The 13,900-nt window shown below is 67.9% G+C and carries 8 protein-coding genes and 1 pseudogene; 2 read left to right on the top strand and 7 right to left on the bottom strand.

Going from position 1 to position 13,900, the window contains the following annotated elements:
* Nucleotides 1-295: 295 nt before the first annotated feature.
* From egtD to ACVBD7_RS23150, 3 genes are all read right to left on the bottom strand, one after another.
* Nucleotides 296-1,255 carry an L-histidine N(alpha)-methyltransferase gene (gene egtD, locus ACVBD7_RS23160; RefSeq protein WP_458097878.1) on the bottom strand — a complete coding sequence of 320 codons (960 nt, stop codon included), beginning with the start codon at nt 1,253-1,255 and terminating at the stop codon, nt 296-298.
* On the bottom strand, nt 1,252-2,469 hold the full coding sequence (gene egtB / locus ACVBD7_RS23155) for an ergothioneine biosynthesis protein EgtB (protein WP_458097877.1): 1,218 nt from the start codon (nt 2,467-2,469) through the stop codon (nt 1,252-1,254). Before egtB ends, egtD begins: the two co-directional genes overlap by 4 nt.
* A 284-nt stretch (nt 2,470-2,753) precedes the next feature.
* Nucleotides 2,754-3,524, bottom strand: coding sequence for an alpha/beta fold hydrolase (locus ACVBD7_RS23150; protein ID WP_458097876.1), 771 nt, complete (start codon nt 3,522-3,524; stop codon nt 2,754-2,756).
* A gap of 463 nt (nt 3,525-3,987) precedes the next feature.
* Here ACVBD7_RS23150 and ACVBD7_RS23145 point away from each other — a divergent pair, with 463 nt between their 5' ends.
* Entirely contained in the window at nt 3,988-4,557 is a 570-nt protein-coding gene (locus ACVBD7_RS23145; protein ID WP_458097875.1) for a TetR/AcrR family transcriptional regulator, read from the top strand.
* A 30-nt stretch (nt 4,558-4,587) separates the two neighbouring features.
* Nucleotides 4,588-5,289 carry an aspartate/glutamate racemase family protein gene (locus ACVBD7_RS23140; RefSeq protein ID WP_458097874.1) on the top strand — a complete coding sequence of 234 codons (702 nt, stop codon included), beginning with the start codon at nt 4,588-4,590 and terminating at the stop codon, nt 5,287-5,289.
* An 841-nt stretch (nt 5,290-6,130) separates the two neighbouring features.
* On the opposite strand, the gene ACVBD7_RS23135 is transcribed toward ACVBD7_RS23140, so the two are convergent.
* The 4 genes and pseudogenes from ACVBD7_RS23135 to ACVBD7_RS23120 form a co-directional block, all read right to left on the bottom strand.
* Nucleotides 6,131-8,551 carry a hypothetical protein gene (locus tag ACVBD7_RS23135; protein WP_458097873.1) on the bottom strand — a complete coding sequence of 807 codons (2,421 nt, stop codon included), beginning with the start codon at nt 8,549-8,551 and terminating at the stop codon, nt 6,131-6,133.
* A 10-nt stretch (nt 8,552-8,561) separates the two neighbouring features.
* Complete coding sequence (locus ACVBD7_RS23130; RefSeq protein WP_458097872.1) at nt 8,562-9,734, bottom strand: hypothetical protein; 1,173 nt, start codon at nt 9,732-9,734, stop codon at nt 8,562-8,564.
* 408 nt (nt 9,735-10,142) lie between these two features.
* Nucleotides 10,143-10,847, bottom strand: a pseudogene (locus tag ACVBD7_RS23125) (IS6 family transposase); the annotation flags it as partial.
* Between the two features lie 104 nt (nt 10,848-10,951).
* On the bottom strand, nt 10,952-13,882 hold the full coding sequence (locus ACVBD7_RS23120; protein ID WP_458097871.1) for an FAD-dependent oxidoreductase: 2,931 nt from the start codon (nt 13,880-13,882) through the stop codon (nt 10,952-10,954).
* Between the last annotated feature and the right edge of the window lie 18 nt (nt 13,883-13,900).

Raw genomic sequence — 13,900 nt, 5'->3', positions numbered from 1 at the left:
GACCGACAACTTTCGAGGCTAAGCGACGAAAGAAACATCCCCGCAGCGAGGTGCTGCTGGACCGAGACTAGGCGCGGCGATGGGCCGAGCGGGACGGGCACTACGACGAGATCTGCGCCGCCATGAACCCGCGCCGAGCCTGTCGCCTCACAAGAGTCCGGATAGGGCCGGGCCGGGGCAGGTTGGGAAAGGAAGGAGGAACTCGCGGACATTCGCTTCGTGTGCCCTAGGAACCGGCGCGGAATTCCCGGCAAATCGCGGCGTTAGGAAGCCGGGGGAGCGCTACGCGGCGCGCTCACCCCTTCAGCAGCCAGACCGAGAAGAGCCCCTCCGCATCGCTCCACATCGCCTCGGCCCGCCAGCCCGCCGCCTGGAACAGTGCCCGCAGACGCTCCGGGCGGTACTTGTGGCTGCTCTCGGTATGGATGCTCTCGTCCCTGGCGAAGCGGAACACGCCGCCGGCGAGGCGGACGGACTGCGCGGCCCGCGAGACGAGGTGCATCTCGATCCGCTCCGCTACGGCGTTCCACCGGGCCTCGTGCCGGAAGGCGCTGAGGTCGAAATCGGCGCTGGCCTCGCGGTTCAGCCGCGCCAGCAGGTTCAGGTCGAACGCGGCCGTCACGCCGGCGGCATCGTCATAGGCCGCCTGCAGCACCGGGATGCTCTTCACCAAATCCGCACCCAGCAGCATGCGCCCGCCCGGACGTAGCGTGGCGCGGGCGCGGCGCAGGAAGGCCACCGCCTCCTCCGCCTCGAAGTTGCCGACCGTCGAGCCCGGGAAGAAGCCGAGATGCGTCGTGCTGCCCTCCGCCCGCCCGGCGAGATCGAAGGGCCGGGTGAAATCCGCGACCACGGGCCGGACAGGAAGCCCGGGGCAGGCCACCCGCACCCGCGCAGCCGCCGCCTCCAGCCATTCCGGCGCGATGTCGACGGGCAGGTAGGCCGCGGGGGCCCGGAGCGCCCGCAGCAGCTGCACCGCCTTGACGCCGTCGCCCGGCCCGAACTCGACCACGGCCGCGCCCGGCCCGACCGCCCGGGCGATGTCGGGCCCGGACTCCTCCAGGATCCGCATCTCCGTTCGGGTCGGGTAATACTCCGGTAGGCGGGTGATCGCCTCGAACAGGCGCGCGCCCTCCGCGTCGTAGAGCCACTTGCAGGGCAGCGTCTTGCGGGGTGCCGAGAGGCCCGCGACGGCGTCGGCGACCAGGGCGGACCGCTCCAGCTCGGCGGGATCACGGGAGATGGCGCCGCTCACGCCGCGTCCTCCGCCAGGCGGAGCCCGCTGAACTGCCAGCGCGCCCCGGGCGGGAAGAAGTTGCGGTAGCTGGCGCGCGCATGGCCCGGCGGCGTCGCCGCGGAGCCGCCGCGTAGCACCATCTGGTTGATCATGAATTTGCCGTTGTACTCGCCCACCGCGCCGGCCCAGGGGCGGAAGCCCGGAAAGGGGCGATAGGCGCTGCCCGTCCACTGCCAAGCCACGCCCACGGCATCGCGGAAGCCGGGAAGGGCCGCGGCGGCCTCCCATTCCCCCTCCGTCGGCAGGCGCCGCCCGGCCCAGCGCGCGAAGGCGTCGGCCTCGTACCAGGAGACATGGCGCACGGGCCGTGCGGGATCGAGCGGGCGGAGGCCGCCCGGGCCGAACTCCGTCCAGCCCCCGTCCCGGCTCTCCCAGTGCAGAGGCGCCTCCCAGCCCTCGGCCTGCCGCGCGGCCCAGCCGTCGCTCATCCACAGCAGCGGGTCGCCGTAGCCGCCATCCTCCATGAAGGCCAGCCACTCGCCGTTGGTCACCAGCCCGGTGGCGATGCGGTAGGGGGCCAGCCAGGTCGCGTGGCGCGGCGTCTCGTTGTCGAAGGCGAAGCCCCGCCCGTCATGGCCGACCTCCACCAAGCCCGCCGGCCCCTCCAGCATGGTCGCCGGCGCCGAAAGGGCCGGCTCCTGCCAGCCGGGATCATAGGCCGGGCGGAGCGGGTTGAGGCTGAGGGCGTGCAGGATATCCGTCAGCAGGAGTTCCTGGTGCTGCTCCTCGTGCTGCAGCCCGAGCACGACGAGTTCAGCCGCCTCCGCCGGCGGGTTCCGCAGCAGGGCGGCCATCGCCTCGTCCACGGCGGCCCGGTACTCGGCGATGTCCTCGCAGGAAGGGCGCGTCAGCATCCCCCGCCGCGGCCGGGCGTGGCGCGGGCCGGCGGCCTCGTAATAGGAGTTGAAGAGGAAGGCGTACTCCTCTCGCACCGGGCGATACTCCGGCAGGTAGGGCCTGAGCAGGAAGGTCTCGAAGAACCAGGTCGTGTGGGCCCGGTGCCACTTGGTCGGGCTGGCATCCGGCATGGACTGCACGACCTGGTCCTCGGGCGAGAGCGGGGCGGCCAGGGCCTCCGTCCGGGACCGCACGGCGCGGTACCGCGCGAGAAGGTCCTGCGGCACGGCACCCGCCTGGCCAGCGCCTGTGAGGCCGGGTTGGATCACGTTCATGCGTCTCTCACCCTTTGCGCGGCGCGCCGATGTTCCAGAAGGATAGGTGCGCCGGTCTGCGGTTACAGCCACCATGCTCGCCTGCCAGCCATGTCCGATCAGCCGCCGTACCAACAGGTCGCGCACCGATCCGATGAGCCGTGCAGTGCCGCCTTTCCGCACCACCCGGCGCGTAACTGGTCCTGCGGGCCGACACCGGCGGAAGTGCGCTTCGGCCGCCGGCGGGTCCGGATAGCGGGCCGCCGCGCGGGCGCACCAGACCGGCGGCGGCCATGCGGGTGCCCTCAAAGGGCGGCCGCATCCAGGATCAGCCCGGCGATCTCCTGGGGATGAGAGATCAGGGCCAGATGGCTCGCCCGAACCTCTACCGTGCGTGCCGCCATTCGGGCTGCCATGTAGCGTTGCAGGTCCGGGTTGATGGTCCGGTCCTCCGTGGAGACGGCGTAGAAGCTGGGCCTGGATCGCCACGCGGCGTGGCTGGGACGCCCGGTCAAGAGTGCTCTCCGGAAGGGCTGCTGCACTGCGTAGAGCGCTCGGGCCCGTTCCGCCGGCAGGTCGCCGGCGAAGTCCCGCAGGAAGGCCTCCTCGGTGAGCCGGCCCTCATCCCCGTCATAGACGATCCCCGCCGATGCGGGCGGGGCAGGGAAGCGGGAGGCCAGGGCCGCATAGTCCTCGCCAGCATCCGCCGCCCGGGCCGCCACGTAGACGAGCGCCGAGACTTTCGGGTGCGTGCCGGCTTCCGTCACGATCGTGCCGGCGAAGGAGTGTCCGGCCAGCACCGTCTGTCCATCCTGCCGGTCCAGGACCTTCCGGCAGGCGGCGACGGCATCCTCCAGCGTCGTAAGGGGGTTCTGGACGGAGGTCACCTCAAGGCCCCTTGCCTGAAGGAGCGGAATCACCTCCGACCAACTCGACCCATCGGCAAACAGGCCGTGGACGAGGACGACGTTCTTCGCCGGCTGCGACGAAGCCGTTTCCTGAGCTCTCATCCTCCCCGGGAGAACCGTTGCTGCAATGCCTGGCGAGATAAAGCGGGCAAGAAACCTTCTGTTCATCACGACGCCATTCTCCAAAATGGGGGTTCCTCGGACCGCGCAGTCAGGTCACGGCGCCAGGTCCGTCGGGATGGTTACCGGCGCATCTCAGGGCGGGGCGACGGTCCGCAGGACGGCGCTCCGCGCTGATATGTCTCCTGCCAGCGCAAGGATCAGGGCGCGTCACGGCGCGAGTTCGCTGTACACGCAGGGAGGCCGCCCCGGAGCCTGCCGCGGGTTGGATGGGACGCCAACGCGGAAGGAGGAATGCACGATGCGATAGTCCGACTGGAGAAATCTACCTACTGAGAGGAAGGCAAGCGCGTCAACTCCTGTGCCTGGGGCATCGCCAGTTGAATTTCAGCGCGGTGAGGAGTGGAGACGAGCTGGACCGAGCTTCCTGGCCAGGCCGCGATCCGAACTTGCAACCGGGCCAACTCCGCCTGTAAAAACCTACCAGAAGGTAGGTGAGGTGGGTGTGATCGTGAGTGAGACGGCGGGCAAGCTGGTCGGGGGTGCCGCCCAGCTGATTATGCGAGGGGGATACAACGGGTTCAGCTACGCCGACCTCGCGGAGCGCTTCGCTATCCGCAAGGCTAGCATCCACCACCATTTCCCCTCGAAGGTCGATCTCGTGGTCGCCGTGGTGGAGCGGGGGCGCACGGCCATCCAGGCGCAGATCGCCGCGCTCGAGGCCGGCTCGCCCGTGGCCATGGACCAGTTGCTCATGTACACGGACTATTGGAAGCGGTGCATCAAGGACCAGACCGCGCCCTTCTGCCTGGCCGCTGTCTTGGCTGCAGAGCTTCCCAGTCTGCCATCTGAGGTCGCGCTCGCCGTCCGCGGACATTTCTCCGACCTCGCGAGATGGCTGGAGAGGGTCCTCTCTCTGGGTGTGGAACAGGGCACTATGCGGCTGCAAGCATCCCCCGCTCTCGAGGCGGCGGCCTTCATGGCCGCCGTCTACGGCGCGATGCTCGCCGCGCGCGCCTTCGACGATCCCGGGCGGTTCGACACTATTGTCGAGAGCTCCATCCAGCGCATCCGCGCCTGAGGTCCTACCGGCCACCGTGGGGAGAACACCATGCCGCAGAAGGTCATCGGCCTCATCGGCGGGATGAGCTGGGAAAGCTCGGCCGAGTACTACCGGATCATCAACCAGGCCGTGCGTGCCCGGCTCAGCGGCCTCCACTCGGCCCGATGCCTGATGTGGTCCTTCGACTTCGGGGAGATCGAGGCGCTGCAGCAGGCCGGCCGGTGGGACGACGCGACCGCCGAGATGATCGGCGCCGCGTGGCGCCTGGAGCGGGGTGGGGCGGATTTCCTGGTGATCTGCACCAACACCATGCACCGCATGGCCGATGAGGTGGAGGCGGCAATCGGCCTGCCGCTGCTGCACATCGCCGACCCGACGGCGGAGCGCATCCGCTCGGCCGGGCTGCGAAGGGTCGGGCTGATCGGCACGGCCTTCACCATGGAGCAGGACTTCTACAAGGGCCGGCTCGCCGATCGGCACGGGCTCGAGGTGCTGGTGCCCGGTGGCGAAGATCGCGCCCTCGTGCACCGGGTGATCTACGAGGAACTGGTCCAGGGGCGCGTCGAGGCTGCCTCCCGGCAGGCCTATCGAGAGGTGATCGCGCGCTTGGTGGAGGGCGGCGCCGAGGCGGTGATCCTGGGCTGCACGGAGATCATGCTGCTAGTGCAGCCGGAGGACAGCTGCGTTCCCCTTTTTGACACCACGACCATCCATGCCGAAGCCGCTGTGGACTTGGCCCTATCGGGCTGAAGGGGTTGTTCGGGATGCTGGCAGCGCAGCGAATTCGTGTCGCACGCGCGCCCCGCTCCCGCACGGCGATGTCATGTCTGGACAGCCATGAACTGGCCGGCGTTGGTCATGATCAGGATCCGCTTAACCAGTTGCAGCCCTGATCCTTCCAGGAGCCACCGGGATTGTCGTTGGTCACCGTGATAGTCGCAATGTGCTTGGGGGCGTTGTCAGGTTGGGGACGTAGGAGGCAAGTAGTACGCGGGGTGGCGCAGCCCTCACACGGTCGGTGCAGTGCCGGTCAAATCGCGCCAAGCAAACTCCAAACCACGCGAGGGGTGATGTGATGCGCCGCATCCGCCTCAAGGTTTTGCTCCCCAGCCTCCAGTCGCAATGGTCAGCGACGCACCGGGGTGAGGGGCCGAGGTGTCCGTTTCCAGGTTTGATTAAGCGGAGTCGCCACCCATCGTGATCCCGTCGCCACACCAATAGTGCACCCTCGTTGGCGGCCAGCGAGCACCGGCTCTGGCGTCTTCCCCCCCTTGAGGAAAGCGCTCCGGCGCGTGTCGTCGACACACGCCGTGACCTTTCGGCTGCTTGTCTTCTAAGGATCCGGTCTCCATCGGAGGAGAGAGGCGGAACGCAATGCACCCACCACACTCCCTCGGCACTTGGTTCGGCCGAACAGTCCGCCCCTCCCCGCACCACCCGCTGGCCGCCGTCCAGGCCCACGGTATCATTCCGAATTGGCGCGACGCCCGAGGGAGGCGCCGACGGCACTCACCGCGAAGGCTGGCCGGGGTCTCCGCAACCCAAAATGCGCATTCGCAACACGCTGCAGCGATGTCCGCCGTACCCAATCTCAGCCTCCTCGCGCTTGGCCGCCAAGGCCATTATTGTGGCTGTGTGTTTGTTCCGCTACGGCGCCAATGAGCGGATTAGCATCGCTGCTCTGTAGTGCAGCAAGTCCAGCCGGCGATAGACTCGAGATCGCCTTGAAGTGCTCGTCAGCACCGCTGACGAGCCGCTGCACGATATCAGCGGCGCGGGCGCTCCGACGCTCCTTGTCGCCCACTATCGCAGGCTCGTTCAGGCGAACTGACGCGACAACTCCGATCACCTTCGCCAGCTCTCCCATGCCCGGACTAGACAAGCCGGCCTCCTCCGCTCCAGTGGCCCCGTGCTCTAGGAGTCGGTCGACGATGGAAGTCATCGGGTGCTGGCGTTCTTTGCTCGGTTTTACGGCCCGCCTCAACGATGGCGGGACTTTGAAGCGGAGCTTTGCGTCGTGAGTTCGGACGCCCTGAACCTCGTGCACGATGCTTTCAACGAGGACGATGGCATCGGACGCCATGTGTTCCCTTGCGAATGCTGGTAGCTGCCCAAGCACCTCCTCACGGATGATCAGACCTTTAGCCTTCGCCCGCAGGTCGAATACCGCCGCCTCTGCCTCGGCCGCACGCCGCTCCTCACCCGCGAGCGCCTGCCGGGCCTCCCTGATCGCGTTCGTCACGTCGTGGACTGGTCGAAGGCCGGCCATGATCTCGAGGGAGCCAAGCGCATCGACCAGCTCCGTCTCGGCGGAGGCTCGGCCGAGGACCTTACCATGCTCCTTAGCTTGCTTGATCAGGCCGGCCTGCGCATCCAGCATCTGTGCCATTGAGGCTTGTGCTGCGAGGCGCGCGTTCGTTTCCCCGCGCAGGTCGTCCTCCGTTCTCCTCAGGTTTTGGTTCGCATCGCGCAGCTGATTTCTGACCCGAGCGGCCTCTTGCCGCGTCGCCACGACTTCCTCCTCCGTTTGCCGAGCCTTTTCCTCAGCTGCCCTTGCCCGGCGCGCCTCGTCGTCCCGCTCTTTCTCTAGGGCGGCGAGCTCGTCGCGCGTCGGACGAACGCGAAGCTCGTCGACCAGCGATCGCACCAGCACGCCGGCCTCTGGCGCGGCCCTCCCGAGCGCCTCAGCCTCTGTGGCAGTTCCGATCGTACTGACCGGCAGGTAGTTGTCGGCCGCGGCTTTTCGGAGAGCGTCGATGACCGTCGCGAACTGCCGCGCCTTCTCCTCTTCACCCGCGACGAGAGTCTCCCGCCGAAGCATCTCGGCACGCAGCGCGGTCACGGTGGCCGAATGCTTTGCTTCTTCCTCGTCAGCTCGACGTTCAGCCGCGGCTGCTCTCGCTTCCGCTTTCTCCTGCTCTGCGGTCTCAGCCAGGAGCTCACTTTGAAGCCAAGAGATCACCGCATCGTCCGCCCTCGCCTCCTGCACGCTCCGGAGCAGGGACCTCGGAACCCGCTCACCGGGTGAGCCCGCCGGGAGCAGGATCACCGACCCGTCCTCCTGGAGCTGCTCGCGAGGCGCCTCATCGCCCATCCGCTGCTGCGCGGCCTCCGTGACGAACGAACGCCGGATCGGCGGGCGGCCAGAACGCCTTTCTTCTTGCCCGGATGACATCCCGGCTCTGGCGGCCGCCGCGATCTGGACCGCGAGCCGGTCGCTTCGGCGCTGGTCGGCTTCAAGTTCCTCGACCCGCTTCTTCAGCGCCGCGTTCTCCGCAATCAGACCTGCATCTTCCCGGAAGGTCGGTGCATCCGTTCGGCGACGTCCCGTTCCCTCGAGGCCTGACATCCTGTGGCCAGCTGGGAGGGAGACATCCCTGGCAAACCGGAAGTTGAGGTCACGGTAGGCGGATGCTGCGGCCCGGTTCGCCGCCTTCCAGCTCCCACCACTCCGCCTGACCTCGTTCCGCGCACGCCGGCCGGGGTCTATCGGGCCGACGTCGAGCACCTTGATCGCCTTGCCCTCCTTTGTCTCCCCGGGTGACACGGGTGCGGCGCCGTACCCGTGGAGATTAGGACGCTTCTCGTCCACATGGAGGAGGACTCCAGAGTCCGGGCCGAGTTCGCGATGGATGAACTTGGCGCCGTCTTTCACCCATTTCTTGCAACGCTTTTCCTCCTCTGGCGAGGCTTTCACCTCCTTCCAGGTCTTCGGGTATGACGCGACCATGGTCACGAGAATGATCCCGTCGCGGCGGATGCTGCGCCCGAGTGGGTCGTGCGCCTCAGCCGCCCTTCTCTCGGCTAGCTTGGCGACCTCGTCGGGCGGTGGCCCCACCAGGATCACGGGCGCCCTCGGCTCAGCAACATGCGGGCAGTGCCCGGCCTCCCGCACCATCTCCGCAACCGCGTCGCGAATGGACCACTGCTTCTGGCCGGCGACTTTGCTCTTCTGGGGATCCCGCGGGTGACCCTCGACCCGGAAGAATGGAAATGGCGCCAGCTGGGACATGGTGCAGCGTCTAACCGGCGTCCACGAGATCGCTAGCCATTACGAGGCGAGCACCATGGCGACGAAGCACCGCGGTTAGCTCATCAGGAACCTGCTCAGGCGCCTCCCAAACATGGATGTTGCTCACCATTCCGGTCGCCTGCCGGACGTTGCGCTTCTTGCCAATCGCGTGACGCCTCAGGATCCCGAAATCATCGGGGTGAGACTTCTGCAGGTAGGGAACGGTGAACAGTTGGCTTGCGAAGAGCGTCGCGTCGAATTCCTGATGCGTGGCTGGCGTCGGCGGCGCGAGAGACGAGAGCAGGTCGGCGTTGGCCTGCGGCTCCAAGACGGCCACTGTGTTCTGGGCTTCATCCGGGGACGGCGACAGGGTATCTGCCGGCTCGCCGTCGTTGCTCGCCACGAACTCACGGGCATCGGCCTTAAGACGCGCTTGCCCGGTCGCACCCGCCGCCTGTGGGCCAAGCTCCCCGGAGGAGGGCGGAGCGCTGGGAGCCGCATCGCCGTTCGTGTTCACCTGATTAAGGACGTGGCCAGCCATCCCCGACGGGATATCCTCCTCCAGTGCGGTGTAAATCCCATCCGTGGACCGCACGAGGACGATGCGGGACAGACCCTGCTTCTCGCGTTCTACCCATGCGGGTGGGATGGTGATGGTAATCCGGTGCTCCTGGGCGGGTTTGTCCTTTCGCTTCTTCTTCGTCCCGTCCTCGGCAGCTGCCTTGTCGTAGATCGTCCAGAATCCCCCCTCGCGCTCGACGAGCTCGGGGATCGTCGCACCTTGATCCACGGCATATTGCGCGATGCGCCGCGCCTTGCTGAGGGTCCCGCGGTAGTTTTCCAGGCCATGCATGGCGTAGCCGAGGAGTGCGGCGGTTGATGTCTGGAGTTCCGGCCGCCTGCCCAGGACTCCAGCCTTACGCGCCTGCTCGATGAGTTCCTGCGTCTGCTCAGTCGTGAGGGCCTTAGCATTTTCGCGCGCCGTCTCGACGGCGGCGATCAGGATGTTGCCGACGGAAGCCGATGCCTTCTCCAGGCGCTTGCGCTGCCTCTTCATGACGTTCATCGCGTCGAGTACGCCCGGGTCGAGTTCAGGCTGCACCCGCGCCGGATCGGCCTCAGTCTGGTGGATCTTCGAGACGGCACGAACACGGGGCGTCGGTTCGATGTGTGCCAGGGTCACGGATCGGCTCCTTAGATTGCGCTCGTCCCACGACGAGAGACGAGCAACATTCTGAGATCCGGCCCTCCTGTCAGCTGTTTTGCCGGCGCTTTGGTGCCATCACGAAAATGTTATCTCGCATTAAAAACCGAGGTACCTGGCGATGCCGGACTCGCTGGAATGGAGTTCAGTCGCGGGATAGGGATAAGTATCCGGATAAGCTTATCTGCACATACCCTATCAGTGGTGCAAGAGTACGTACCAAGCCAGAATGAATTGAACTTCTTTGAGTCGGTTACGCAGATCTCTCTGACGCTGGGGAAGTTTCGGCCGAAACATCTCCGAACCAGCGTAGGGCACCGTCAACTTATCGCCGTTGGGGCGACGAAGCTTAATGATCGACAACGGGATTGAGGGCGATCGAGCCCACGCGGCGACCCCGCTGATGTCGGACCACACCTCGAACGCGCGCGCTCTTGCGGCGCGGTACTCGCTGGCAGTGACGTGGTTGCGGCCGGGATGAAAGAGGTTGTTGATTCCATCATGGGCGGAGAGGAAGCGTTGCGCCTGACCAACTGACTTGAAGCGCTTCGTCTGCCGCTCTCGTCTTCGACTTGGCTGATGCGAGTTCTCTGCCCGGTTGTTCAGCCCCTAGTGCTGTCGGTGTTCAACAGCCGGCATCACGTCCGTTTTCGCGGCGCCGTAGCTCGCCAGCTTGTCGGTGATCATGACCCGTGGTGTCCGCGACTGCCGCTTCAACAGCTTCCTGAGTACCCGCTCGGCAGCTTGCTTATCGCGCCTTCTCTGCACCAGCACGTTAAGCACCATCCCGGTCTGGTCGACGGCGCGCCAAAGCCAATGCGTCACGCCGTTGATCTTGAGGACGACCTCATCCAGGTGCCACTTGTCACCGGCCCGGGGCAGCCGGCGCCGGATCTGATTGGCGAAAGCCTGGCCGAACTTGCGGCCTCACTGCCGCAGTGTTTCTTGACTAACCACGATGCCGCGGAAAGCCAGCATGTCCTCGACCATCCGCAAGCTGAGCGGGAAGCGGAAGTAAGGCCACACCGCTTGGCTGATGATCTCAGCCGGGAAGCGATACCCGCCGAAGCTGGGGCAGGCGGGGGCGGTTATCTCAGCCAACTACCGGGGGTAGGTGACTCGAGCAAGCTGGCGGCAGGCCAATCTAAGGATGCCCCCAAGGGAGCTCGGCCACCACTGGAAATGAAGACTCCACATCAGAACCGATCGAGCGTGAAAGGGGCGCAGTCAATGCCTGCTCGGCCTGTCTTCATTAATTCGGCTGTCACCCGCGCGACCACCGGCGCCAGCGTGTAGCCATTGGAAGTCACGCAGTTGAAGAACCCAGGTGTGCCCGGCATTTCACCAAGGATCGGGGCACCGTCGATATTGATGTTCATCCCCGCCCAGACGCGCAGCAGGTGGAACTGCGAGGCCGCTGGCAGCACGCGCTGCGCCACCCAGGCATTGCCCTCCATCGCCCAGCGCAGCGCCGTGCTGGCACCTGTTGCTTCGTCCAGCCCCGCGGACCAGCCGCCGCCGATCAGCAAGCTTCCCACCGCGGTCTGTTTGAGGCTGAGATGCCGGTCGGCGTGAGCCACGAGCCGGGACAGCACAGGCGGACCGGGCTCGGTCACCATCATCTGCAGCGGCGCACCGGCGACAGGGATGGGCCGGCCAACCATGGCGCTGATCCGCGGCGTCCAGGCGCCGGCGCAGTTGACGATCCGCCCGGCCCGCACCACACCGGCACCGGTCGTGACGCGGAAGCCGGCCGCCTCGCGCTCAATGCCCAGCACCGGCGCGTCGGCAACAATTTCTGCCCCCGCGGCCCGCGCGAGGGCCATGGCAGCGAAGGTGGCGCCCAGCGGGTTGACCTTGCCCTCGGAGGGGCAGAAGGCGGCGCCGATCAGGCCATGCGAGAGTTTCGGCTCCAGCGCGCGTAGCTCGGCGGCGCTGATGATGTGAGTCTCCACCCCGTAGCGCCCTTCCAGCGCCGCCTTCTGGGCGAGGAAGGCTAAGTCCCGCTCCGTCTCGGCCACCATCAGCCCGCCTGTGATGGCGAGCTCGAAGGGTTCGAGCCCGAGCGCTGCGGCCGCCTCGGCCATCTCCCGCCACAGGGCGATGGCGGGGTTGCCCAGCCGCAGGGTTTCAGCAGCCGGGTTGCCGCCCGCCTCTGCCTTGGCTCCAAAGTCGAAGGAGAGGAGCTGGACATGCAGGGAGCCGGCATTGGCCGTGGAGGCCTGCTGCCCAGGCGCGTCCCGGTCCACCGCCAACACGCCAAGCCCGGCCCGCGCCAGTTCTCGCGCCACGCAAGCGCCGACGATGCCAGTGCCGACGACCAGCACGTCCACCTCCCGTCCCTCCAGCCCACGCCCAGTGGCCTCTCGGCCGGAGCGCGGCACAATGGCCGGCGGAGTGGAACGGCGGTGTCCGACCCATTCCTCCTTCTCGGCAGCAAGAACCGAGAGCGGAATCGGCTTTGCGGGCGGGCGCGGCGCAAAAAGGGCGAAGGGATGCGGCGGGCTGCCTCCCGCCTCGGCCACCAGCGCGGCCAGCACGGCGGCGCAGTTGCGGCCCTGGCAGCGGCCCATTCCGGTGCGAGTCAGGCGCTTTACCGTGCCGGAATCAGGGCCGTGCGCGGCGATGGCGGTCCGCATGGTGCCCGCCGTCACCCCCTCGCAGCGGCAGACAACGGTCGAATCCGCGATGGTGCGGGCCGTGAAGGCGGGCGCGGCGAACAGGCCCCACAGGGCGTCCTGGAAGGCCTCCGCATCGGCCAGCGCGGCCCGGGCACGCCGGGTTTTCGCGCCCGCCAGAGGTGTGGCGCCCAGATCACGCCGAATGGCATCGGCCGCCAGCACCGCGCGCTCCCGGGCGACCGCGGCCCCGCCTAACCCGGCGCCGTCGCCGATGGCGAAGACGGGCGGCAGGCTGGTGCGGCCCTCGGCATCGGTGACGGTCGCGAGGAAGCCGATATGCCGCTGGACCGGAACATGGCGGCAGCCAAGCTGCCGGGCGAGCTCCGTGGAGGGGATGAAGCCATGGCCGAGGGCGACGGTGTCGATCCTCGTCTCCTCCCGTTCCCAGCCCGGGCCCGCGATCCGGCATCCCGTCACCCGGTCCTCGCCCCGGCATTCCGTGACGCGCGCGCCCCAGAGCACCGGGACGCCGCGCGCCTTCAGCAAGGCCAGGTAGCGGGCGCCCTGGGCCATCAGCGCGGGGGCATGGCGCAGCGCCCGCGCCGCCTGCCTCCAGGCGCGCCAGGAAGGGCGCTCCGCTTCCTCCACGACCGCGACAACCTCGATCCCGGCCCCGGACAGTTCCACCGCGAGCTGCAGGTTCAGCGGGCCGTTGCCGCCGATGACCACGCGCCGTCCGGGGAAGACACGGTAGGCGCGGGCCAGGGTCTGCGCCGCGCCCGTGGTCATTACCCCGGGCAGGGTCCAGCCGGGAATTGGCACCGGGCGCTCATAGGCGCCGGGGGCCAGCAGGAGACGGCGGGGGCGCAGGATCCGGGCCCGGTCCGACTGGAACACGCCGATCTCGTCGGGCTTGAAGGCGGACCAGGCCGTGGCCTCCTGCCAGATCTCCACTCCGGCACGGCGCGCGGCTGCGCTGCGGGCGGCACTCTCGGCGAATTGCCGGTCAAGCGGTCCGCCGGTCTCCTGGTGGGAGGTGGCGACAGGCTTGAGATACTGCCCGCCCAGCTGCGGCCGCTCGTCCACGAGGACGACGCGCAGGCCGCCCTCGGCCAGATGCGCCGCAGCGGTCAGTCCGCCGATCCCGCCACCGATGACGGCGACGTCGGCGGTCACCTCCTCCGCCTGGGCCGGGGTCGGGACGAGGGGGCGGGCGGCCTCGGGGGCCGGGGGAGCGCTGCCGACGACCATGCCGGCCTCGGCCTTCACCAGGCAGGCGCGCTGGCCGCCGCGCCCATCCACCGTCACCACGCAATCGAAGCAGGCGCCCATGCCGCACCACAGGCCACGGGTCTCGCCCTTGCGGTCCCGCCGCAGCGCCACCTGGCCGGCCGCGGCGAGGGCGGCGGCGATCGTCTCGCCGGGCAGGAGTTCGACCGGAGAGCCATCAAAGGTGAAGGTTCCGCCGGCCTCACCGGGGAGAAGGCGCCGGTGGCTCAGACGCATAGGGGACGGCGCATGGCG

The sequence above is a fragment of the Roseomonas sp. WA12 genome, assembly GCF_054165765.1.
This window is presented reverse-complemented; position numbering and strand designations above follow the sequence as displayed.

Coding starts and splice junctions, on each gene's coding strand:
- egtB (WP_458097877.1), bottom strand. CDS start 2,469: ATGAACGTGATCCAACCCGGCCTCACAGGCGCTGGCCAGGCGGGTGCC.
- ACVBD7_RS23150 (WP_458097876.1), bottom strand. CDS start 3,524: ATGAACAGAAGGTTTCTTGCCCGCTTTATCTCGCCAGGCATTGCAGCA.
- ACVBD7_RS23140 (WP_458097874.1), top strand. CDS start 4,588: ATGCCGCAGAAGGTCATCGGCCTCATCGGCGGGATGAGCTGGGAAAGC.
- ACVBD7_RS23135 (WP_458097873.1), bottom strand. CDS start 8,551: ATGTCCCAGCTGGCGCCATTTCCATTCTTCCGGGTCGAGGGTCACCCG.
- ACVBD7_RS23120 (WP_458097871.1), bottom strand. CDS start 13,882: ATGCGTCTGAGCCACCGGCGCCTTCTCCCCGGTGAGGCCGGCGGAACC.